The organism is Tumebacillus lacus, from assembly GCF_026410385.1.
GTDB lineage: Bacteria > Bacillota > Bacilli > Tumebacillales > Tumebacillaceae > Tumebacillus > Tumebacillus lacus.
On the sequence record NZ_JAPMLT010000007.1, the window covers coordinates 1 to 23,716 of the forward strand.

The 23,716-nt window shown below is 54.1% G+C and carries 19 protein-coding genes and 1 tRNA gene; 17 read left to right on the forward strand and 3 right to left on the reverse strand.

What is annotated here, in order from left to right; all coding sequences use genetic code 11:
* The first annotated feature begins 52 nt into the window (after positions 1 to 52).
* From OS242_RS12415 to OS242_RS12425, 3 genes are all read left to right on the forward strand, one after another.
* Positions 53 to 139: transfer RNA gene (locus tag OS242_RS12415), tRNA-Leu, on the forward strand.
* Between the two features lie 464 nt (positions 140 to 603).
* A complete protein-coding gene (locus tag OS242_RS12420; protein ID WP_267152016.1) occupies positions 604 to 975 on the forward strand; it encodes a hypothetical protein in 372 nt (123 codons plus the stop codon).
* Positions 976 to 1,083: 108 nt separating this feature from the next.
* Positions 1,084 to 1,788, forward strand: coding sequence for an NUDIX hydrolase (locus OS242_RS12425; protein ID WP_267152017.1), 705 nt, complete (start codon positions 1,084 to 1,086; stop codon positions 1,786 to 1,788).
* 54 nt (positions 1,789 to 1,842) lie between these two features.
* On the opposite strand, the gene OS242_RS12430 is transcribed toward OS242_RS12425, so the two are convergent.
* Positions 1,843 to 2,670: an MBL fold metallo-hydrolase gene (locus OS242_RS12430; RefSeq protein ID WP_267152018.1), complete on the reverse strand. Its 828-nt coding sequence runs from the start codon at positions 2,668 to 2,670 to the stop codon at positions 1,843 to 1,845.
* 452 nt (positions 2,671 to 3,122) lie between these two features.
* On the opposite strand from OS242_RS12430, the gene OS242_RS12435 reads away from it, so the two are divergent.
* The 4 genes from OS242_RS12435 (at position 3,123) to OS242_RS12450 (ending at position 5,835) form a co-directional block, all read left to right on the forward strand.
* Positions 3,123 to 3,809 carry an iron-containing redox enzyme family protein gene (locus OS242_RS12435; protein WP_267152019.1) on the forward strand — a complete coding sequence of 229 codons (687 nt, stop codon included), beginning with the start codon at positions 3,123 to 3,125 and terminating at the stop codon, positions 3,807 to 3,809.
* Between the two features lie 30 nt (positions 3,810 to 3,839).
* Positions 3,840 to 4,352, forward strand: a complete 513-nt coding sequence (locus OS242_RS12440; protein WP_267152020.1) for a hypothetical protein — start codon at positions 3,840 to 3,842, stop codon at positions 4,350 to 4,352.
* A gap of 90 nt (positions 4,353 to 4,442) precedes the next feature.
* Positions 4,443 to 5,003, forward strand: coding sequence for a cob(I)yrinic acid a,c-diamide adenosyltransferase (locus tag OS242_RS12445; RefSeq protein ID WP_267152021.1), 561 nt, complete (start codon positions 4,443 to 4,445; stop codon positions 5,001 to 5,003).
* A gap of 19 nt (positions 5,004 to 5,022) precedes the next feature.
* On the forward strand, positions 5,023 to 5,835 hold the full coding sequence (locus OS242_RS12450; protein ID WP_267152022.1) for a TIGR01457 family HAD-type hydrolase: 813 nt from the start codon (positions 5,023 to 5,025) through the stop codon (positions 5,833 to 5,835).
* A gap of 53 nt (positions 5,836 to 5,888) precedes the next feature.
* Here OS242_RS12450 and OS242_RS12455 read toward each other — a convergent pair whose 3' ends face one another.
* Entirely contained in the window at positions 5,889 to 6,527 is a 639-nt protein-coding gene (locus tag OS242_RS12455) for a hypothetical protein (protein WP_267152023.1), read from the reverse strand.
* 188 nt (positions 6,528 to 6,715) lie between these two features.
* On the opposite strand from OS242_RS12455, the gene OS242_RS12460 reads away from it, so the two are divergent.
* The 10 genes from OS242_RS12460 to OS242_RS12505 all read left to right on the forward strand — a co-directional run bounded on the left by OS242_RS12460 (position 6,716) and on the right by OS242_RS12505 (position 19,303).
* Entirely contained in the window at positions 6,716 to 8,755 is a 2,040-nt protein-coding gene (locus OS242_RS12460; RefSeq protein WP_267152024.1) for an esterase/lipase family protein, read from the forward strand.
* A 428-nt stretch (positions 8,756 to 9,183) separates the two neighbouring features.
* Positions 9,184 to 9,651 carry a transcriptional regulator NrdR gene (gene nrdR / locus OS242_RS12465; protein WP_267152025.1) on the forward strand — a complete coding sequence of 156 codons (468 nt, stop codon included), beginning with the start codon at positions 9,184 to 9,186 and terminating at the stop codon, positions 9,649 to 9,651.
* Positions 9,651 to 12,836: an adenosylcobalamin-dependent ribonucleoside-diphosphate reductase gene (locus tag OS242_RS12470; RefSeq protein WP_267152026.1), complete on the forward strand. Its 3,186-nt coding sequence runs from the start codon at positions 9,651 to 9,653 to the stop codon at positions 12,834 to 12,836. The genes nrdR and OS242_RS12470 overlap by 1 nt, the downstream gene beginning before the upstream one ends.
* 323 nt (positions 12,837 to 13,159) lie before the next feature.
* On the forward strand, positions 13,160 to 14,335 hold the full coding sequence (locus tag OS242_RS12475; RefSeq protein WP_267152027.1) for a hypothetical protein: 1,176 nt from the start codon (positions 13,160 to 13,162) through the stop codon (positions 14,333 to 14,335).
* Positions 14,336 to 14,341: 6 nt separating this feature from the next.
* Positions 14,342 to 16,441, forward strand: a complete 2,100-nt coding sequence (locus OS242_RS12480) for a tetratricopeptide repeat protein (protein ID WP_267152028.1) — start codon at positions 14,342 to 14,344, stop codon at positions 16,439 to 16,441.
* Between the two features lie 141 nt (positions 16,442 to 16,582).
* Positions 16,583 to 17,137, forward strand: a complete 555-nt coding sequence (locus tag OS242_RS12485; protein WP_267152029.1) for a hypothetical protein — start codon at positions 16,583 to 16,585, stop codon at positions 17,135 to 17,137.
* Positions 17,138 to 17,256: 119 nt separating this feature from the next.
* Positions 17,257 to 18,021: a DUF2087 domain-containing protein gene (locus tag OS242_RS12490; protein ID WP_267152030.1), complete on the forward strand. Its 765-nt coding sequence runs from the start codon at positions 17,257 to 17,259 to the stop codon at positions 18,019 to 18,021.
* Positions 18,022 to 18,026: 5 nt separating this feature from the next.
* Entirely contained in the window at positions 18,027 to 18,389 is a 363-nt protein-coding gene (locus OS242_RS12495; protein WP_267152031.1) for a GIY-YIG nuclease family protein, read from the forward strand.
* Positions 18,390 to 18,539: 150 nt separating this feature from the next.
* Positions 18,540 to 18,668: a hypothetical protein gene (locus OS242_RS12500; protein ID WP_267152032.1), complete on the forward strand. Its 129-nt coding sequence runs from the start codon at positions 18,540 to 18,542 to the stop codon at positions 18,666 to 18,668.
* 2 nt (positions 18,669 to 18,670) lie between these two features.
* Positions 18,671 to 19,303 (forward strand): hypothetical protein, encoded by a 633-nt coding sequence (locus tag OS242_RS12505; protein WP_267152033.1) that lies wholly within the window; start codon positions 18,671 to 18,673, stop codon positions 19,301 to 19,303.
* Between the two features lie 56 nt (positions 19,304 to 19,359).
* On the opposite strand, the gene OS242_RS12510 is transcribed toward OS242_RS12505, so the two are convergent.
* Positions 19,360 to 23,643, reverse strand: coding sequence for an AAA domain-containing protein (locus tag OS242_RS12510; RefSeq protein WP_267152034.1), 4,284 nt, complete (start codon positions 23,641 to 23,643; stop codon positions 19,360 to 19,362).
* Positions 23,644 to 23,716: the final 73 nt, after the last annotated feature.

Consider the following 23,716-nt stretch of genomic DNA (forward strand, 5'->3'; position numbering starts at 1 on the left):
TGCGGGGCGTGAATCATCTGCACAACCAGCATGTAATATGCACAACCAGCACGCGGTCATGGCGGAATTGGCAGACGCGCAAGATTCAGGTTCTTGTAGGGGCAACCCTGTGGAGGTTCAAGTCCTCTTGACCGCACCATAACTATCGAATAAAGAAACGCCTCTTTCACACCTTGAAAGAGGCGTTTTTTTATTCGATAGTTATATACATCTATATTTATGATTTAAGGACTTGTGGACTATTGCTCTGAAAAATGGAAACAATATGCGATTGTATCGCAGAAAAAATCGTATCAGTTGGCCCAGACGGTAGGACATACGGTAACTGGGCATAGCTGGGTGTCAACGACAACGATTCCACAACAGCCGGAACCACCTATGTGGTTTATGGTCGGAATTATGACACACTATATTCAGTGAAATTTGCTCCGTACCTTAGGTAATCTAAAATAGAGGTGGAATGACATCGTACAGCTTCTGTTTCTCGTGTTCACATTATTCGTAAGCGTGCAGGTGTCCGCTTGCTCCCCTCAAGATCAGGCAGGAAATGACAACCATGTCAGCAACGAAGCGGCGGCTGCATATGTCCAACAGGAAGGCTTGGTGAATACTGTAAGTGAGGCCCATCTCACTACAGCCTTTTCACCACCAATGACCGTTGTAACAGGAAAAAATGCGTCTGGTGATGATGCAGTGATTTTTCTGCGAGGTTCGAATTCAAACATCCACATCGTTCGTAGTGTGCTTCTTAAAGATGGTGTGACAACAGAACAAGTACTCGCTGCGTTAGCTGAAAGAGGAGCAGACAAGAGTCAGGTGCAAGCGGTGCATCTAGTTCCCTTGGAGCCGAATGGACAGACTGCTTGGATGGTCGAGATGAAAGGTGAGGCGAAGCAACAGCACTGGTTCGATTTTCGATCAGGCGGCTACCTGGGTCAAAGTGACAAATACCACTCCTTGCAACCCGCCTCATAAAGGTGATTAAAACTTGCACGGTGCCATTCCAAAATGTTAAAATCAAAGCACCAAAAACACCGATACGAGAAAAGTATCGGTGTTTTTTGCTAAGGAGGCTGCCCCACCATGCAAGAATCGATCCACCAAGCAGCGACCATCTTACTCCTCCGTGAAAACCCTACCACCTGCCACCTCGAAGTGTACATGAACAAACGCCCCGACACCATGCGCTTCCTCCCGGGCCACTACGTCTTTCCCGGCGGCCAGATGGACCAAGAAGACACCGACCCGACCTGGGCGACCTACAGCCATCCCATCGACCCAGCAAAAAATCCAGAAAGACTCCCGCTCTCCTACTGGATCACAGCACTTCGCGAGACATTCGAAGAAGCGGGGATCTTACTCGCCCGTCATGCAACTGGAGAATACATCGACCAGACAACCACCGAGTCATTCCGCACCGCCATGCTCAACGGCGAATGCACCTTCCTCGAAGTCGTTCGCCAACTGAACGTCACCCTCGCCACCGATCAACTCAGGTATTTCGGCAATCGTCTTACCCCGCGCATCGTATCTCCGAAGCGATTTGACACTCGGTATTTCCTTGCCCCATTGCCCGCCGGGATGGCTCCACAGCCGTATGCGGGCGAAGTGGTGGCCGATGAATGGGTAGACCCAGAAGTTGCACTCAGCAGGCGGGCAGAGGGCACCATGCCGATGGTGCCGCCGACAGCCGACTCCCTGAAGGTGCTGGCACGTTTTCACACAGTTGACGAGATCCTGACATCCACCGAGGGAGTTGGCAATCCAACTCCCGAAGAACTCGCATAAACACAAAAAAGGAACTGCCGCATTCCCACCGTCGGCAGTTCCTTTTCACATTTGTTATCCGATCAAAGAATAAACCCCGTCCACTTCCTTTACCCTTCCATCTCCCGCCAACTTCAACACATGCCCCTGAATCGTCCGCACAGCCACCCACATGACGCTGGGATGCACCGTATCCCCATACACCGCCTCGACCAACTCATCCACTGTGCGCGCCTGTTCATCGAGCAGCCGAACCACCTGTTCTTCACGCTCCAAGCGACGTCCGATAAAGAAGTCAATCTTCTCCTCCACATCCGAGATCATCTCCCCGTGACCGGGAGCGATCCATGCGGCCCCGAACGTCTTCAGCCGGCGCAGCGTCGCCAGATACGCCGTCAGATCGCCCTCCGGCGGTCCGATCCACGTCGTCCCGAGCCCGACCACATTGTCGGCCGTAAACAGCACGCCGTCCTCCGGCAGCCAAAAATTCAAACACCCGTGCGTATGCCCCGGAGCGTGCAGCACCTGCAACTCCACCTCGCCGATCTTCCACACATCGCCTTCCACCAACGTCTGCGTCACACGAGCCGGCGAGATCTCTTCCTCCACATAAGGCACCTCCACCGGATGTGCCACAATCGGGCAGTCAAAGAACTTCGCAAAATACTTCGCACCCGGCGTGTGATCCCGATGAAAATGCGTCAACAAAATCGCCTCCACACGCGGCGATCCGATTTGTTTCCAATAAGTCACCACATCTTGATGCACCTGTTCATGCTCATATCCCGCATCGATCAATACAGCCGTCATCCCGTCCGTCACAAAAAACACATTCGTCGTCGTCGCCGGAAACAAAGTCGGTGTCGTCACCGGCACACAATGCACGTGAGCTGTCACTTGCATGGAAAACTCCTCCTCCAACAGTCAGCCAATCTACCCCTTCATCATAACAAAAATCACCAGCAAAATGCCACGTTATGTCTAGTATACACAAATGAGATCCCCCTCCTGTTTTGCAGATAATCGTTAGAACTATATCCCTCGCCTTAAAGCAAGCTTGATCAAATCGGAGAACCAATGTTTTTATTTATGTTAATAAAAGGTTTACAAGACTCAGGTCAGTGATCTATAATGGAAAGTAGGGAGAATCTTGTCAAACTTTGTCGCATTCCTTCAACGGACTGCTTGGGGACAAAGCGCGACTGTCAGGTCTCGCCAGATCGGTTTGGGGACCAATCGGCTGGACCGAAGGACATCTGCCCTTGGGGAAGGGTAGTTTAGAGGCGATCTCTCATAAGGGGAGAGGATCGTTCTCATGGGGATATGAAACTTCAAACAAAAGGGGAAATGAGAAAATGCATTGGTTGGCTGAAATGGTCCTGGATTATCGCAAACGTCTGATGGATATCGAGTTCTTTCAACATGTGAAAAACTCTACGAAAAAGGAAGACTTTGCATGGGCGCGTTACCTGCTCCATCAATCGTATGAGTTTCCGCTGATCCTTTCGCTTCGTTACTCGCTGTGCAAAGATGCGAAATATCGTCAATACTTTGCCGTCCATGCGGACGAGGAGTACGGTCACTGCGACATGTTGCAAAACTGGATGGTACGTCATGGCCTGATGGGTGAAGAGGAAGAAGTGAACGCGGTTCCGCCGACGGTGGAAACGATGAGCGCGATCTCCTACTTCTATCGTCAAGTCATCACCGAAGACGAGTTGGCTCAGCTGGTGGGCCTGAACGCTGTCTCCGAAGGCATTGCGGCTGATTTCTTCTCGACACTCGCACCGATCGTGAAAACTCACGGCATGGGAGATGAATATTGGGACATCCACGCAGAAGTCGACGTGGAACATTCGGAGGAATGCCTCACGATGTTCCCGGAGATCGACCGTGACTCCGCTCTTGGCATCAAACTCGCACGCATTGTGCATGAGTCGTTCGTCTTGAACGGCTACATGTTGAATTCTTGGATTGGGATTCGCGCAACTATGGACACGACTGGACTAAACGAATCGGAACGTCAACTCGTTGTAGCGTAACGATCATCTGACAGAGAGGGAATCAGGCAGATGCATACAGAATTTTTGCAATGGGGTTTGTTCGGATTTTTGATTGGTCTTGTTCTGGCCGTGTTGCTCGTGCCGACAAACGTGTTCGGCGTACCGGGCTTTACGCGGGTCTTTATCAACCCGTCGAAGCTGCGTTCTGCGCACCTTGACTTCTTCATGCAGGCGTTCGCGCTGTGCTTTGCATTCTTGCTGGAGTATGCCACGAAGACGCCTTTCCCGCTGTTCATCACCATTCCGCTGATCTACGGCTCGATCAACAACCCGTTGCTCTTCTTGTATGAGGCAACGCCGCTGATCGTCCACCCGATCGGACAAAAGCTCTTCCCGATCTACATGTTGTCCTCTTGCGGTTCCGTGCTGTTTGCATGGGGCGCGATCGGCTACATGTTGCTGCCGGCGTACATGGGCATTCTGTGGATGGCGCTTGTCGGCGTAGGCGCTGTCGTAGCGGTCATGTACTCGCTGAACAGAGGGAAGCTGGAAGAAAACGCAGCGCATCAGATCGCAGCATAACCAGATCTAGGATCAAAAGAAAGAAGTCCTCTCGAAAGAGAGGGCTTTTTTCTATATCATAGAAGGAGACACTGTTGGAGGAGGCATCTTATGAAAATCTACACCCGCACCGGAGACAAAGGCGAAACCAGCCTGATCTACGGGCATCGCATTCCGAAAGACTCGATCCGCGTGGAGACGTACGGCACCATCGATGAGGCCAACTCGATGATCGGCCTTGCTGCCGCCTATCTGCGCGATGTACCGTTCCGCACGGACGATTTGCTTCCGCAGATGAAGATCATCCAGCGGGAATTGTTCGATCTTGGCCGCGACCTTGCGACGCCGGTGGAGAAAGTGCAGGAAAAAGGCTACCACGTCAACAAGGAGCAGGTCGATCGCCTCGAAGCGTTCATCGACGGCTACGACGCGGAAGTGCCGCCGCTGACCCGGTTCATCCTGCCGGGCGGGCATGTCGCGGCCGCCGCTGTGCAGAGCGCCCGCACGATCACCCGCCGTGCCGAGCGCATCGCGGTCACGCTGGCGGGGGTGGAGTCGGTCAACCCCGAGGTGCAGCGCTATCTCAACCGTCTGTCTGACTACCTGTTTGTCGTCGGGCGGGCGATCAACCACCGCGCGGGCGTCCACGAGCCGGAAGTCGATTTTTCCTGAGCAAAGGAGAGAAGCACCAGTGAACGAAGCATCATGGCTCTCGCAGACCCGTGCCTACCTGCTCGACCTTGACGGCACGCTGTTTCGCGGCAAAGAAGTGATCCCGGACGCGCCGGCCTTTATCGAGTGGCTGACGAGCACCGGACGTCAATATCTCTATGTCACCAACAACTCCTCGCGCACGCAAGAGCAGGTGGCCGAACATCTCCGCCACCTCGGCATCCCGGCGGAGGCGGAGCATGTCGTGACGCCGAGCATGGTCGCGGCCAACTACATAACCGAACAACCGAACGGCGGTCGCCGCGTCTTCGTTGTCGGCGAAGAAGGCCTGCGCACCGCCTTGTTGGCAGCAGGCTGCGAACTGGTCGACCGGTTTGAGTCGGGTGTCGACTACGTGGTGCAGGGGATCGACCGCGGCTTCACGTATGAAAAGTTGAAGACGGCGAGCCTGCTGATCCAAGGCGGCGCGACCTATATCGCCACCAACGCGGACAAAGCGTTGCCGACCGAAGAGGGATTGCTGCCGGGTGCAGGTTCGATCGGAGCTGCGATCCGCACGGCATCACGCACCGAGCCGGTCGTGATGGGCAAGCCGGAAGCGCGGATGATCGACTACGCGCTGCACCTGCTCGGTGTCACCCGTGAGCAAGCGGTCGTCGTCGGTGACAACCTCGAAACGGACATCCTTGCCGGGGTTCATGCAGATGTGCGCTCTGTGCTGGTGCTGACCGGATTTAACAGGCGGGAAGACATCCCGCTCGCAGTCGCTCAGCCGACTCTCGTCACGGAGACGCTCACCGAACTGATGCAGATCGCGAACGGACAGCGTTAACCGACAAACACAAAAAGAAAACGGACTGCGAACGCCTGCAGGCCGTTTTCTTTTTAGTTTGCTGTCACGTCTGCCTCGATCTTCAGTGTCGTGTCGCCTTCCGCTTTTACATTTTCCAGCAGCAGGCGGTAGGTCTGTCCTTCCTGTACGTCATGGCGAAAGACAAATCGGGTGCCGGACGAGGTCGTCTGATAGGTCCCGACGGAGCGTCCCGTTCGGTCGAACAGCGTGACGTACGTCAGTTCGGCGTCACTCGCATCGGCAAAGGTAAAGGTGATCGTCAATTCACCGTCCATGCCCGGCGTCAGGACAAATTTTTCTTCATCCACGCCTTCGATCAGATTTTCCACCGTCACGTCCTGCGTCGTACCGATCTGCAGGGCCGGAGCGCCGGTGAAGTCGATCTTTTGTCCGCGGTGGGTCTCTTGATAGCCGATATAGAAATACCGGGAGATCGCCGCTACCGCCAAGGCGGCCAAGATCAGCAGCAATACTTTGGCGAGACGGCGCCCCGGCTGTGAAGAGTTCCACAGCTTTACGATCCCAAAAGAAACGGCCAGCGCCACCGCGCCGCCAATCGATGTGTACCAGGCGAGCAGCACCGCCATCTCTTGAAACGTGACAAACGCATACACCGTCCAAGCGAGCCACAGCAACGTCAGCAAAATACCCACTCGTGTAGTTGTTTTCATACAGGCTCCTTTCGAGAGAGGGGTCAGAAAGTCCTGTTTGTCACCATTAAAACATAGAAAATTCTCAGTTTTATATTACTTTCGGGTCAAATGTGTTAAATAGTTATTGACGACGATTCGATTATGTTATAACTTGAGAGTAAGGATACAGACAAAAAACAGATAAAAATCTGGGAGGCTTCATCCACATGCAAAATATGAAAAAATGGCCTTATGCCGTACTCAGCACGACGCTGGCTTTGTCGATGCTGCTGACGATGCCGCAAAGCGGCGCGCTGGCTGCGACCGATGAGCAACCGACTTCCCAAGCCGTGACGCACGACCATGACCATGATGCGGAGATCTCTCCGACGCTGGACACGGACGGCGATGGCCTGACCGACGTCTTTGAGCAGGAAGTGACGCACGCGCACAAAGCGGACACCGATGGCGACGGCATCCCGGACAGCGGGGAAGACACCGACGGCGACGGCCTGTCGAACCTCGTCGAGCAGCAAAAGGGCACCAACCCGCTTGTGAAAGACTCCGACGGAGACCGCCTCGATGACTATGAAGAAGTCTATACCCACCACACCGACCCGGCAAAAGCGGACACCGACGGCGACAACCTCTCCGACGGCACCGAGGTGCTCAACTACTCCCTCGACCCGCTCGCAGCCGACCAAGACGGCGACGGTCAGCTCGACGGCACCGTCTCCCGCGACTTCACGATCCCGGCCAACGAGATCGGCATCACCGGCACGATGAGCGGCATGGGTGACATCCCGCAAAAACTTACGGTGCGCCAGTCGCCGATCCTGATCGTCCAGTCGATCCAAGCAGAGCAGTCGTTCGATCTGGAAAGCCTCGACCGCACGGCCACCTTCAACATCGAAATGCCAGTCGGCAAAGGTGAAGGCGATCTGCGCCTGTTCCGTTATGAAGCGAACCAAGCGACGCTGACCCCTGTGGAAACGCAGCAGGTCAAAGGCGGCGTGATCGCAGCAGAATTTACCGGCGGCGGCTCCTTTGTCGTCCTGCCGATGAGCGAATACAAAAAATCGCTGCGCCCGGACAAAGCCGAATACAAAGGCAAGTTCCAGAAATTCTCCGGCAAAGCGAAACTGCACGGCCTGCCAAACGTCGAGATCGACGGCGCGCAGGTATCGGCGGACGGCACGTTCACCGTCAAGCGCGGCGAGGATCAGGCGGTCTATAAGATCCAAGATATGCAAAAAAGCGACGGCACGACCTATGTGACCGCGTCGGCGATCTACCCGGAAGCGGGCAAAGTGCCGACGATCCTCGTTCACGGCTTCTGGGGCTCCTCGACCACGTGGGGCTTCAACCAAAAGTGGAGCAACGGCGGCGACACCCCGTCTGCCGAGTCGGCGATCTACAGCTATGAGACGTTCACCGGCAAAACGTACGCGAGCGGCACCGCTTCCACCTACTCCAACATCGATGTGCAGTATATCACCTCCAACTCGGACAGCACTGAGATGGGCCCGATTCTCGTCGGCAAAGGCTATACCCGCAACGTCGACCTGTTCAACTTCGAATACCACAGCGACGGTCATGTCGCGCTGGCTGGCCAGCACTTGAAAAACTTCATCGCCAACCTGAAAAGCGCAGGCAAGATCCCCTCTGGCGCGGTCAACATCATCGCGCACAGCAAAGGCGGTCTCGTCTCCCGCTACTTCATCGAGAACCAGTCCGGCTCGTCCAGCGTCGCGCGCCTGACCACGCTCGGCACGCCGCACTTTGGCTCCGACTACTCCACGTTCGGCGATATGGACCGCGACGACAGCGACCTGTGGCTTGGGAACAACAACGACGCGTACTGCAACACGTTCACCAACTCGCACCCGTACACCAAGTACTTCGCGTTCGGCGCGTTCCAAGCGTCTGCAGGCGACCTCAACGCGACCTACCCGTCGCAGCGCGGCGTGTGGTCGGTCGGTCAACTGTCGGGCAGCTATGACACCGACGTGCGAAACCGCTTCAAAAACGCGGGCAACGAGATCTCCTGGTGGAGCTATGCGGACGTCGAAGACGGCGTCGTCAACATCGACAGCGCGATGGGCTCCGACCAAGAGCCGGACTACGACGGCACACTGCCGAAAGTCAGCATCTTCAAACGCTGGTACATCTTCCACGAGACCTATGGCGATCACAGCGGCATGCGCAAATACAGCACCGTTCAAAACATGGTATACAACATTCAACAAGGATCGTACGATTACTAAAAGTTGAAGAAAGCATTTTTGGAGACTCCCGAAAACGGGAGTCTTCTTTTCTTTGACCAACAGCGTTTTTGACTGGCCACTGCGATTGATCGAAAAGACCTATTTTCACGAAAGATCCTCGTTGTTAAGCGGGGATCTTCCTACTGGTAAATAGTACTTTCCGCCTGTTTCTCGTGTCGAAAAATTTTCCTTTTTGACGGAATCGAGCAATGGCGGGCTTCGTCTGAGTCAATGGACAGAAATAGGGGTGTTTGCCCGTTTCCGTCCTTTTCAGCGACTCTGGTAAAAATACCTCGTCTCTACCATGCTGGAAGTCTTTTTTCATAGCTTTCGAGTCCCTTGACCCCTAGCAAATCTAGTGTGATAATCATCCTTGTCGCAGAGACAAGCACTACATATGGTGTTTAGAAACGGAGTTGAACCCCACCATGAAATGTCCCTATTGCGCACACGTCAGCTCCCGCGTGATCGAATCGCGATCCGCAGATGAGGCGATCCGCCGCCGTCGCGAATGTGACAATGCAGACTGTCAGCGGCGCTTCACCACGTATGAAAAGATCGAGATGGCACCGCTCATGGTGGTGAAAAAAGACAAAAAGCGGGAGGAGTTTTCCCGCGACAAACTGCTGCAAGGACTGATTCGCGCCTGCTACAAACGACCGATCTCCGCGGAGCAGATCGACGCGCTGACCGATGAGGTCGAGCGGGAGATCCGCCGCGAGTATGAAAAGGAAGTGCCGGCCGCGAGGATCGGCGAGCGCGTGATGGACAAGCTCAAGCATATCGACGGCGTCGCCTATGTGCGATTTGCCAGCGTATACAGACAGTTTAAAGATGTGGAGACGTTTGCCAAAGAAGTGCTCGGCTTGTTGACACATGAGGAGGAGACACGGTGATGACTCAAGAGATGAAAACCAGCATTTTGCCGTTTACAGAGGAAGACTTCCTGGCCCCGACGGGCGAGCGGATCGTGTCCGACCGCTACTTGTTGAAAGACACCAAGAAAGAGACGCTGGCGGCGGGCTCCCTCGTCGTCGCCGTCATCGACAAGAAGCGGGCGTACCACGAATTGGCGAGAGTGGTGTCCTTGGACGCTGCGAACCGCACCGTGCAGGTCGCACTGCGCGACGGCTACGAAATGGAACTGCCCCTCGACCAGATCGACGTGCTGAAAGAAACCTCACCGCGCGAGATGTGGAAGCGCATCGCCCGCGGCGCAGCAGAAGTCACCGGCGACAAATCCTACTGGGAGCAACGCTTCTACGACCTGCAGAGCGGCTGGAAATACGTCCCCGGCGGTCGGATCAACGCCTCGATGGGCACAGGCATCCAGACGACGTCCTACAACTGCTTTGTCATCCCGAACGTCGGCCCGACCCCGCGCGACTACGCGGTCTCCTTCGGCCAAACCTTGGAGATCCAAGCCCGCTCCGGCGGCGTCGGCATGAACCTCTCCCAAGTCCCGCCGCAGGGCAGCCTCGCGCAGGTAGCAGAAAAAGTTCGCGTGTCCGACCTGCAACTGGTGCTCGACGTCTGGCATGCGGATCTGGTGGATTATTTGAATGAAAACTATGCACACTCCACCAAAGTCGTTCGCGTCACCCGCGACTTCCTGCGCGCCGTGGAAGAGAACAGCCTCTGGACCTTCGAGTTCCCGGATACCTCGGTGGATGAGTACGACGAGCTGTGGAACGGCGATCTGATCGCTTGGAAAGAGCGCGGCCTGCCGACGGTGACCGGCGAAACGGTTAACGCGTCCGACCTGTATGAGCGCATCGTCGAAGCGGGTGTCATGGTCGTCCAAGACGTCATCGGCGTCACCTTGAACCCGGGAGACAGCCGCACCACCATTTCCAACACGCTTGGCGACATGTGGGAAGCGATGCTCAAAGGCAAGCGCGTCTCCGTGCTGCTCTCCTCGCTGCGCCCGCGCTACTCCTATGTGCGCGGCGTCAACGGCCGCTCCTCGGGGGCCTACTCCTGGGGTCAATTGTACGACAAAGGCAACTACGTGCATGCGATGGGCTTTGGCCCGGTCGGCGTCGGCGAGATCATGAGCGTCGGCTGCCAGCTGACCTTGCAAGGCGGCTCCCGTCGCGGGGCTCTGATGCTGATCCTGAACGACAAGCACGCGGATATCAAGAAATTCATCGCCTGCAAACAAGTGGACGGCGTGATCACCGGGGCCAACCTCTCCGTCGGCATCTCCGAAGAATTTATGGAAGCAAAGGCGAACGGCGAGACTTGGCAGATCGGCTACCCGCACCTCGACCAGATGCACAACTTTGACGGCGACTTTGAAAAGTGGGAAGCGCTCGGCCACGAGCTGAACGTCGCGGAAGAACTCCCGGCCGAGTCGCTCTGGGACGAGATGATGCTCTCCGCTTGGAAATCGGCTGAGCCGGGCGTCGTCTTCCTCGGCCGCTACAACCGTATGTCGAACTCCAACTACTACAACCCGATCATCGCGACCAATCCGTGCGGTGAGCAGGGGCTGCCGGCATACGGCATCTGCAACCTCGGCGCGGTCGTGCTCTCCCGCTTCACGATGGGCTTTGCAAAAGGCGCGGAAAAAGCGACCTTTGCCAACGCCGCGACGGAAGAGCAGATCCGGGGCGAGCTGAGCAAGCAATTTGACGAAGCGACGACCGAATTCCTGCTCCACCACATCAAGTGGGAAGAGTTGGAGGACACCACCCGTGCCGGGCTGCGCTTCCAAGATGCGGTCATCGACGCGACGTACTACCCGTTTGAGGAAAACCGTAAAAACCAGCTCGGTGAGCGCCGCGTCGGCCTTGGCATCATGGGCCTGCATGACTTGATGATCCAGTGCGGCATCACCTACGGCTCGGAAGCGTCGACCAAACTGATCGAAGTCCTGCTCGGCATGATGGCGGAGTGGTGCTACCTCGAATCGGTCGAGCTGGCAAAAGAAAACGGTCCGTTCCCGATGTTCGATGCGGACCTGTACATGCAGTCCGGCTTCATGCAGATGATGGAACAAGAAAAGCCGCACGTCGCTGCGGCGATCCGCGAACACGGCGTCCGCAACGTCACCACGATGACGATCGCTCCGACCGGCACCACCGGCACGATGGTCGGCTGCTCGACCGGTTGCGAGCCGTACTATGCTTGGTCGTACTACCGCAACTCGCGCCTCGGCATGTTTGAGGAAAACGCGAAGATCGTCGACGACTACTACAACGTCTACGGCGAAGGCGAGCTGCCGGAGTACTTTGTCACGGCGATGGATCTGACTCCGGTCGACCACGTCCGCGTGCAGGCCGCTCTGCAAAAATGGATCGACTCCTCGATCTCGAAGACCTGCAACGCTCCGAACTCGTACACTGTCGAGGACACGAAAGCTCTCTACGACCTCGCGTACGAGCTCGGCTGCAAAGGCGTGACGATCTACCGCGACGGCTCCCGTTCCGAGCAAGTCCTGTCCTTGAAGGACGAGACGAAGGAAGAGGAGACCATCGAGCAGACCACCGCTGCGACTGCGGAAGAACTGCCGATGCTGCAAGCGCAACAGGGCTATAAGAAGCGTCATCGTCCGGATGTCCTGTACGGCGCAACGTATAAGAAAGACACTCCGCTCGGCTCGGCGTACATCACGATCAACGATGACCCGGAAAACGGCCTCGCCCGCGAAGTGTTCGTCAACATCGGGAAAGCAGGATCTGATGTCTACGCTTCGAACGTGGCACTGGGCCGTGCGATTACGCTCTACCTGCTCGACTCCAACAACCCGGACAAAGAAGCCGAACTGGTGAAAACCTTCTCCGGCATCGGCGGCCAAGGGTCTGTAGGATTTGGCGAACGCCGCATCACATCCGTGCCGGACGCGATCGCCAAAGCGCTGATCGAGCACTCGGAGACGTTCCCGTTGCGCCATCTGGAGCAGATGGTCAAGCAGGTCGTGAACAAGGAGCTGGCATGTACGACCGATGCACCGGCGCAGACGAAACTGCGCGATCTCAACACGGGTAAGGACTACTGCCCGAATTGTCATCAGTACACCTTGATCCGTCAGGGTGGATGCAATGAGTGTGAGGCGTGTGGGTTTAGCAAGTGTTAGGTAGTTAGCAGAGGGGCACTCCATGAGTGCCCCTCTTTCTTTGATCTTTTGTTTATTTTTTCAAATCTGAAGGAATGAATGCGGGTAATCGCCCATATGATGATCGTGTAGAGGGTGAGCAAGTTACATACCAGCTACCAGATAAAGTTGAAGGGAGGAATTTGGCATGAAAAAAATGACCATCAAGAAAACGGAAGCGGTAAAACTGACTTCCGCAGCGTCCGCTCTGTACGATTGGGGCTGCTAGTCGGAACAGAACGGCAGGAAGAAGTGGGGCGTCATGCCCCACTTTTTTCCTTATCTGCTGGACAGGGGTGTGACGTGTGGACGATGAACGAAAGATTGCCTTGCATCCGCTGACGTTCCTTCCCGACGGTGAAGGGGTGTCGATCGGGCGGTTTGGCACCGATACGTTTGCTCTCTTTCCAGAGGACGGGGCGGAACTGGTCCGGCAGTTGCAAGCGGGTCTGACGGTGGGCGAAGCGGCTCGCTGGTACAAGCAGACCTATCAGGAAGACCTTGATATGGACGATTTTCTGGAGATCCTGCGCGATTTGACGTTTTTGAATGAAGAGGGAGATGCCCCGGCAGACGGTGGCGCGGTGCGCGGGCACAGGGCGGGGAAATGGGCGTTTTCGCCACTTGCGTGGGTGCTGTATGCGCTGGTGATCGGGACGGCCGGTGCGTTTTTGTGGTCGGTTCCTGAGTTGCGGCCCGCGAGGCATCATGTGTTTTACTCGGAGTACTCCACGTTTGTGATCTTTGGACTGTTTCTCGGGATCCTGCCTGGCGTGCTCTTTCATGAAACGATGCACATGCTGGCTGGGTGGCGGCTCGGGTTGCCTTCTAAATTGAGCGTTGGGCGGAGGATGTTTTTCCTTGTTTTCGAGTCCTCGATGCCCGGCTTGGCAGGTCTGCCGCGCAAGGAGCGGTATTTGCCGATTCTGTCCGGGATGTTTGGCGATGTGCTGTATTTTTCGTTGATGGTGGTCGTCGCGGGCGTGACGCTTACGCAGACGGGGGAGTTGAATGGATTTGCCCGGTTCTGTTTGGCGGTGGCGTTTACGACGGTGTTGCGATTTATCTGGCAGTTTTATTTCCATCTTCAGACCGATATCTACTATGCCATCGTGACGGCGCTGGGCTGTGTCAATCTGCAGGAGACCGCCCGACAGTATCTGAGAAATTTTTGGTATCGGCTGATCGGAGCGTCGCATAAATGCATCGACCCGTCGAAGTGGGCGGAGCGGGATGCGCAGGTGACGCGATGGTATGGCCCGTTGTATGCGGTGGGGTATGTGCTGTTTCTCTGTATGTTTTTGTTTGTGATCGTGCCGATCTTGTATCAATTGCTGGCGAATGTGGTGTGGAATCTGTTGAACGGCTCCACGGTGTACATATGGGATTCATTGGTGGTGATCGCTGTCGTCGGCGTTCAATACGGGACGGTGGGATGGCTGTTCATTCGAGAACGAAGAGCGATTGCAAAAGGAGGATGAGGGAGTATGGGACAAGGTCAGAAACACCGGTGGGTCTCCGGGCGCATGAGGGATGAGCGGGCTGCGCTCTATCAGGGGCGAGTGCAGGGGCTCGCGTTTCATATCGAATCGCATCAGCGGCTGCGGGGACCGTACACGGCGGCTGGCGAACTGTTGCGGCAGGTCGTGCCGATGGTCATGGAACGGTGGCCGGAAGTGGTGGAGCGGCATGTGGTGGAGATCTTGACGATGGCGCCGGAGTTGCGGTCGGTGGTGCCGGCGTCCCGCGAGACGCTGACCTCGTTGGCGATTCCGGAGGAGCGGACGCGCTATTATTCGCGGATGCGGACGATGCGTCTCACCAACGGTGTCGTTGATTTTTTGAAAAAGATCACGGTGCCGGAACGGCTCGGACGTCTGCAGGTCGTGTTTGAACATGCGGGGGACTGTGAGGTGCTGGATGGGGAATTTCTCTCGACTCTGCTGCGCCGGGTGCACGCAGAGCAGATGGAGTTGACGATCTGCACGCAAGGGGATGCCGGGCAGCCTCTGTTGCAGGAGGCGTTGGTGCGGTATGCGGAGCGGGTGGAGGCACCGGTTCTGGCGGCGAAGGAGACGTGTGTGAACGGGCAAGGAGAAGAGATATTGACGCTGGCGGAGCGTTTCGTGCAGTCGGATGGGACGTCCGACCGGTCGGAGGAACTCACGGCGTACGAGTCGCTGCCGGAACGTGAGCGGCAGGCTCTGCATGATCGTCGCGCGGATGAGTTGACGGCGCTTGGCGATACGTCGTGGCAGTACGGGGCGATCCCGTGGCACCGGGAGCGAGGGAGTTCTGCCCTGATGGCGATGGAGGCTCTGCGTCATGCGCTGGAGTACTGTATCAATATCGGAGCGTACGAAGCGACTGTTGATTTCGGTCTTCGCGGGAGGAAATGGGCAGATTGGTCGGATGCACATTTTGCGCATATGTGGGCGTTTACCTTTAAGACGACAAACGCGTTGGCCGCTCTCGGCCGCACGGAAGAGGCGGAGGCGATGTCGATGGACGCGCTTGCGAGCACCGACAGCGTCCGCGTGCAGACGCAGGTGGCCTATGCCACGGCGATGCTGTACACGCGACATCACGCGAACCGCGATCATGAGACGGCCCGCCAGTGGATCGAAAAGGCGATCTCTTATGCGCAGACGATAGAGGATGAAAAGATGCGGGCGTTTCGGACTGTATTTTACAACAACGGGCTCGCGTTGATCGAAATGCATGTGAACAGGATCGAGGAAGCGTTGCGGCTGGTGACTGAAGGTCAACAATTGTTGAACCGGGTGTTGGCGCCGGATGAGCACCTCTTGCACCGCTCGGTGCTGATCCACAACAAAGCGTTGATCCTCGCTTCGATGAAACGGTATGAAGAAGCACTGGCTGATTTTAATCGGGTGATCGAGATCGATCCGAACTATCCGGAATATCATTTTGACCGGGGAAATCTCTACAACAAAATGGGGCGACTGGAGGAAGCGGTCGAAAATTACACGCACGCCATCGAGATCTCGCCTCCTTTCCCGGAGGTGTATTTCAACAGGGCCGGTGCATACAGTCGGCTCGGCATGGCGGAGAAGGCGTTGGCCGACTACGACTATTTGCTCGACATCGACCCGACGCATCTCGACGGGCGTTTAAACCGAGCGACGCTGTTCTTGGAAGCAGGTGAAACGGCTCTGGCACGACAGGATGCGGAGGAGGGGCTGGCTCTCGACCCGACACATGCGCAGTTGCTCTGCACGTTGGGGCTGATCGAGATGGCGGAGGGGCGGCTGGACGCAGCGCAACGCGCTCTGACGGCGGCGCTTGAGATCGACGCCGGACTGTTGGAAGCGCATGTGAATCTGTCTGTTCTGCTGTTCGAATGCGATGATGCACAAGGAGCGGTGGACGCGCTGAATCGGGCGGTGCAGCAACATCCCGAAGCTAATGTGCTGTATTTTAACCGCGCGTGGGCGTTGCAATCGCTGGGGCACTGGCAAGAGGCGGTCGCAGATTATTCGAAAGCTCTGGAACTGGGCTGTGACGAGGCGGAGGAGATCCGAGCCCGACGGGAGACCTGCTTGCAGGCGCTCGGTACGAATTGAATGGGAAAGCAGGATGTCCGCAAGGGCATCCTTTTTTTGTGTCTGCGGCACGCGGTGTTTGGAAAGTAATGCACCCGATCTTCTTCTCTCCTTTGGACAAACTGATAGCACGATCTCATCCAAAGGAGTGAGCCCAAGTCAATGGATACCGTTGCAGGGAAAACACAACCGGAAATCGTGGAGTTTATTCGAAGTGCGGTGGCGCGGATCGAGTCCAGATTTCAGGACGTGCAAGGGCTGGCGTTGACAGAGAGCGATCTGAAGTGCATGTTGTACATGGAACTGAGCGAGTTTATGGGCGATCTGATGCCGTTGCATGCGGAGCTGAATTGGTACGATGTCGAGGCCAAACTGCGGATGAAGCCGGACCTCACCATCGTCGATCCGGCAGGCCTGACGATCACGGAGAACGGGACGCTGCGGCTGCCGCATAAAGGGTGCCAATTTGAAGGGCCGACGGTGATCGTCGATATCAAATACATCCGCTCCAAAGGCGTGCAAAAGCGTTATCTGGAGAGCATTCGCAAAGACATGACCAAAATGAAGGAACTGGCCGCGCGTCACGACGATCTGCGCCCGATCATGGTCGTGTTCAACAAGACGCACAACGGATATGAGAAAATTGAGTCGTTGATGTCGGAGTTTGAGCAGGAACGGTCTGTCGAGTGGATCTATGCGACGAGCGATATGAAGTAAAGAAGAACAGGTGACCGCCTCGAAGAAGAGGCGGTTTTTTTATGCGGAGGGGTTGACGTTTGGTGGACGAAATCATAATATGTCTATAAATAAAACAAACGAACCGAGGTGTTGTTTGGATGAGTGATGTATCGGAGTTGTTTTGGAACGCTTCGGTCGAGGAGATCAAAAGCGGGTATGTGCACGACAGCGCAGCCGGGACCTATACGTGTCTCGTCTGCGGCGAGGTGTTTGAGCAAGGGGTGATCTACCCGGCCGACGAGGTGTTGTACGAGGCGTCCCGCTATGTGAAGGTGCATATCGAGGCGGAGCACCGCTCGATGTTTGAGTATCTGCTCGGCTTGGAGAAGAAATGGACGGGGCTGACCGATCTGCAAAAGACGTTGCTCGGCTATTTCCACGACGGGTACAGCGATCAGGAGATCGTCAAAGAGATGGACGGCGGCAGCACGTCGACGATCCGCAATCACCGCTTTACGATGCGGGAGAAGGAAAAACAGGCGAAGGTGTTGCTGGCGATCTTGGAGCTTGCCGGGAGCAAGGCGGGGAAGAAGGAGCGATTTGTGCCGATTCACCGGACGGCGACGATGGTCGATGCTCGCTATGCGATCACGGAGGCGGAGAATGAAGGGATTTTAAAAACGTATTTTCCGGAAGGACCGGAGGGGCCGATCAGCTCGTTCCCGAAAAAGGAAAAGCGCAAACTCGCGATCTTGCGTCATCTGATGCAGCGGTTTGAGGCGGGACGCAAGTATTCGGAGAAAGAGGTCAACACCGTGCTGGAGGCAGCTTTTCATGACTATGTGACGTTGCGGCGGTATCTGATTGAGTACGGCTTCCTCGACCGGCAGGCGGACGGAAGCGCATATTGGGTGAAGAGGTGAGCGAGATGAATCGACGGGAAGAATTGAAACGGGAATACAAAGAGACGCCGCGGCCGATGGGCGTGTTCGCGATTCGCAACACGGTGAACGGCAAGCGGCTGATCGGATCGACGACCGAGTTGGAAAAGGTGTACAACCGGCATCTGTTCCAGTTGCGAACGGGCGTTCATCCGGCAAAGTCGATGCAACAAGACTGGAATGAGCACGGCGAGGACGCGTTTGTCTACGAGGTGCTGGAGCAGATCAAAGAGCCGGAATCGGCGCTCTGGCCAGGTCCGGAAGCCGCCCAACTGCTCGACGAGATGCGGGAAAAATGGATCGCGCAGTTGCAGCCGAACGGTGAGAAGATGTACCACAGCCATCGATAAGCAAAGCCCCCGGATATGCGAAAAAGGCATAGACGGGGGCTTTTTCTTTTGATTTTGTGCATATAATAAGATAAAAAGGGGCTGGACAAGTGAATGGGAGAGAGTAATAATAAGGTTACTCAAATCCATACTGCGAGGGAGCGAAGGAACATGAACACCACTCTCACGACGCCTGAAGTCAAAGTCAATCCGAAGTTGTTGAAGTTGCAACGGTTGGCAGGGGCACTACCCACCAATGGTGCAGCGCAAAAGATCCTCGCAGAACTTCGGTCGCGGTAAGCATGAACAACAGCAAAGTACTGCCCTTTCAACACCCGTCCTTGATACGGGTGTTTCGTTTTGTCGGAATTGATGTGTCGCGATTGCGGAAGAAGGAAATTTTCGTAGATACATGTATCTTGGTGGCGTTGGCTGACCCGGAAGATGCATGGCATGAGGTGGTTCAGCAGTTTTTCACAAGCTGTTTACTGGATGATGACGAAGGACCGAGTTTTTGGGTGACGGATCGTTCGTTTGGCGAGTTTTGTGTTGTGATGGAGAAAGCTCTGTGCAACCATTTTGAATGCGGCAATCGCAGGACACCTCAGCATGAAGAGGTGCTTGCGATTCGTTCACGAGTCGCGAATTGGTTGCGGGATACGATGGATGAGCAGGCGGGCTTGTTTCATACGGTAGCCCTGCAGTCACACACCGTTCGAGAACGGGCTCTGACGCTGTGGGAAAAGCATGAGATCGGGGAGACCGATGCTCTGTTTGTGTCGCTCAGTGCAGAACAGGAAATGGCTTTGCTGACGGTTGATGCGAGGTTGGTGAACAGTTTGCGGCGGGGGCGGGACTTGCCTCTGAAGATGGGATCACAACTAGATATCTATTTTGCAGAGCCTAAGTTTCGAAGAAGGAAAAGGGAGGAATAGATCAATAAAAATCACCCTCCCCTAGGCGTTCTTTCCTAGAGGAGGGTGATCTGCTGTTAGACGTGTTGGTGATGCGAGGTTTCAACCATCTGCTCGATCTTTTGTACTAAGCGATCCAGTTCTTTTTCGGGAGATGCCCACCAATTTCGGCTCCAAATCCGATGGATGGTCCAACCTTGGCTCTCAAGGAAGCGTTGACGGTACAGGTCTCGTTCTCTTGCGACTTTCGATGAGTGATAGGTCGCACCGTCACACTCGATTCCGAGCAGGTAAATATCAGGGTTGGAAGGATGAAGGACGGCAAGATCGATTCGATAGCCGGAGAAGCCGACCTGTTTTTTTATTTCATATCCTCGTCGCTTCAGTGCCTCCCCGACCTCTTCCTCAAAAATGCTCTCATAGACCCCTTGGTCGTCCTCTGCTTGGACGGTGTGGGTATCCAGGATGCCTTTTAGAATCGTCTCGACCAGTTGGTCGTTCCCTTCGGAAATGGCTTTACCATACTCTAAGTATCGTTTCAACAGACGCACACCGGATTTGTACGTTTCTGCTCGGTGCCATTCTGCAGGGTCAAAACTGCATACCAAGTAGGCTTTTTCCTTGGCACGAGTGATCGCCACATTTAGACGATTGGGGCCGGCCTCGCGTTGCAAGGGGCCAAAACTGCTAGGCATTTTGCCTTCTTCGTTTTTTGCATAGGCGACAGAGAATACGATAATATCGCGCTCATCCCCCTGCACGTTTTCGATGTTTTTTACAAACAGACCTACGTCTTCTTCGCCATTTTTCCGCTGCTTTGCTTCTTCAAGGAGCAGTTGGACCTCAGGGCTTTCGGCGGAGCGGCGATCAAAAATGTCATTGATCAACTCCGTTTGTTTCGCATTAAACGTGATGATCCCGAGCGTTTTTTCAGGACGGTTGCGCAAAAGGTAGATAACAATATCCACGGTACGCTCTGCCTCGACCAGGTTCTGTTGCCCGATCCAAGTCCCATTCACTTGGATAAATTCCAGAGGCTTCTCAGTTCCAAAAGTGGCGTTCGGAGCGATTTGCATGCGACGACCGTAAAACGCATAGTTGGAGAAGTTGATCAATGCTTGGTGCTTCGAGCGATAATGCCAAGCTAACCATTGATCTGTAAATCTTGACTTGCCCCACTCTAAAAGACTTTGAGCTGTCTTGTCGCTGGCATTTTTGTATTCTGCGGATTTTTCCTCGTCCTCAAGTTCTTCTTCGTCAGCGGTGCGCTGGAAAAAGTTGCTCGGAGGAAGCTGTTTTTCATCACCGGCAACCACAATCTTTTGGGCTCGCAGAATGGAGGGGACTGCATTTTCCACAGGAAGCTGCGAAGCCTCGTCAAAAATCACGAGGTCAAACAGGCCCTGTTGATGCGGGAAAATCGCACTGACAGCTTCCGGTGTACAAAGCCAGCAAGGAACCAGTCGCAACAGATCTTCCGCAAATGAGCTCATCATTTTACGAAGCGCAGGTTGTGAGCGTTTTTTCTTTGCTTCATGTTGCAAGGTTCTTCGGTTTGGGTTCGTGACATCCAATGACCGTTGGAAAAGCCGATGATCGATCAGTCTCGGCAGTTTGATCCGTTTTTCTTTCAGCAGGTCGCGATATCGGGCGACATGACTGATATACAACTCGGTGGATACTTCCTTGACATGCGGCTCTTCGGACTCGATTTGTAAGATCCACTGGTTGTAGTAATTATTTTCGATCAGGCGCTGCCAGTGCTCCACAATGTCAGAGCGAGAATCGAGAGGAGCCTTTTCCAAGCAGAGCTCAATCAGACGAGTTTGTAACTGGTTGAGTGCTGTTTTCCGTTGATCGAGTTGCACGATGCTTTCAAAATCATCGAGGGAACGAAGCAAACGCAGATAGGTATCGTGGTCATAAATTCCGTTATCAACGTCTTTTCTCAGTTCGACTAGTTGGTCTTGTTCAAAGTAAGGGTGGAGTCGGTCCACGATGGATCGAAGCTGTTTGGTGATCTCGGTGAGCTCGATGGTACGTAAAACGGAGTCGCTAAAACTCGTGGCAGCCAGTTGTTCCAAGTCTTTCGGTGAATTCAGGTTTGGCAGCCATTTCGGATAGATGACCTGAGCTTGCACATAAAGGGACAAAAATTCAATCGCTCGTTTTTTCAGACCGATCCATTTCTCCCACTCTTGATGTTCGTTCAATAGAGGGGCATCGGAAAAAAGATGATGAGACTTGGCCTCGGCACGCATTGATTCGTACTTCAGGAATGTCTCAATTTGTTCGAGATGTTGACGCACGCTTACTCCGTCGAACAAAATACCTTGTTTTTTACAGTAGGCTTCTAATTCCTTACGTAGGGAACGCCAACTGGAAGAGAACCATCGGGTGAATGACTTTTGGTTCAGTTCAAGGAACTCATTTATTTTCCGCACCCAGTCCTGTGCTTCGCCTGATGCGAGATGGGTGACGGGGTCAGGGCGGTTTTCAAGCAATTGAACTTGACGTTGGAGTGCGCTCAATAGGTGTTTGACCTTTTGGAGTTCATCTTCATGTTCAAATTCGCGGCTTTCATTCTGGTAGTACAGCAGGATGTGCCGATTCATGTTTGCGTTCTGCAAAATTCTGATCGACATCTCCAAACCGTCCAATGTTTCTCGATGAGTCAAGAAATAAGACGGTGGATACGCAAACTCAGTTTTTGTTTTGCATGCGACGCCCTGTTTCATGAGATTCATGATGTCAGTGAGCATTTCTTCCAGTTCGCGATGATCTTCAATCGTATAGGAAGCAAAGTTTTTACGGTTCGACCAAGGATGATTCGGTTGGTCATATTTGGACATCAAGAGGACGATTTCACGAAGAGTTTGAGATTGTTTCCTCAATTCCTCGTATGTCATGTTCTCCATCAGTTTGGAAACATCGATCCGTAATGAGCTGTCCCATCTCGCATGATTGTACAGCCAGTACAATGTTTTTCCAAATGGACGTTTGATGTGCAGGGATCGGGCGATGCGATTGAGGCGTTCGGAAAGAGTCTGCATTTCTTCTGAAAGATGGTCGAGTTGGTTATCTTGGTGCTGAGCGGTTCGCTCCAAAACGTTTGCTAATTTCGAGTACACGTACCCTTTGCTTTTGGCATAGTCGTGAACTTGGGCCACGTGTTTTTGCAAGTGAATGGAACCGAGCCGATTGTATACGACATTGAGCGCAGTCGGTTTTTGGCAGACGACAAGTACTCGTTCACCCCGTGCCATCCTGTCGGCTACGAGGTTTACAATGACCTGTGACTTGCCTGTTCCAGGAGGACCGTGAACGATCAATCCCCTTGAGTCTCGTGATGCAGCGACGACAGCTTCCTGACTGGCATCCGTTTCTGTAACAAAATAGTTCTCTGTCTCATGGACGTGATTTAGGATTTCATTGTCGATTTTGTCATGGTCATTGCTTTCGACATGGTCATCAGATGAACGGAACAGATCGTGCAAAAGGCCTTCAGTCGGAAAGTGTTGCAGCAAGTATTGGTAGTCATGGAGCAACGTACTGGTGGATTGTTGATACTTACCGATAACAGCACAGGGGCGAATCGTAAAACCTTTTTTGTAATTTGGCGCATCTTTGGTTGTCATGTTCTTGAAAGGTATTAAATTTGCGTACGAAGACCCGTTTTCTGAGAGGGCGGGCGGAATTGCAAAGAGATCCATCTGTTCCGTTGCCGGTGTTTGCGGGTGAAGATCGAGAGAGACAGGGATGTTGTAACCAGCGAGAAGATCTGTTACAAAAGGCAAGACTTGCGATAAATCTTTCGGCAAATTCTCCATTTGGCGCTCAAGTTCATCCCCGATTTGTATATTGGCAAATTTTTGCGCGGCCAACAAGAAGGTACGATTGAGGAAGGGGTCGTTCTCCAAGTCGCTTTCAATCACCCATTGAAGAACACCTCGAATCTTGACTCGTTTTAACTTGGCCGGATAAAACAGAAGCGGACTGCGTATGAAAAGATCCTCGTGAAAGTATCCTTCAAGGAATCCATAGGCTACGTAGAACGTGTTCATCCCGGTTTCTTGTTCGATCAGGTCGATCTCTCGCTTTAACTGGGTGAGGCGGTGGGCAAGGGACATTCCATTTTCGGACAAATCCCCCGTTGGTAGAAAAGGCACTAGCTCTTTTCGGGATGTGACCTCTTCTAAAACAGAAGCAGCTTGTCCAGTTTGCCAATGGTTTAACGTAAATAAATCGAAATGATTTTTATTGTAGAGCTTCATTAGTTTGAGACTTTTGTTCCGTCCTGTCAGATCTGTTAGTCGATCACGATACAGTGTGAGCAACTCACGTGCTTTTGCATCTTCCAATACGACACCCTCCTAAAGTACTGTTCAAATTAATTATAGGTTTTCATGACACATTTGAGTACCGTTTTTGTAC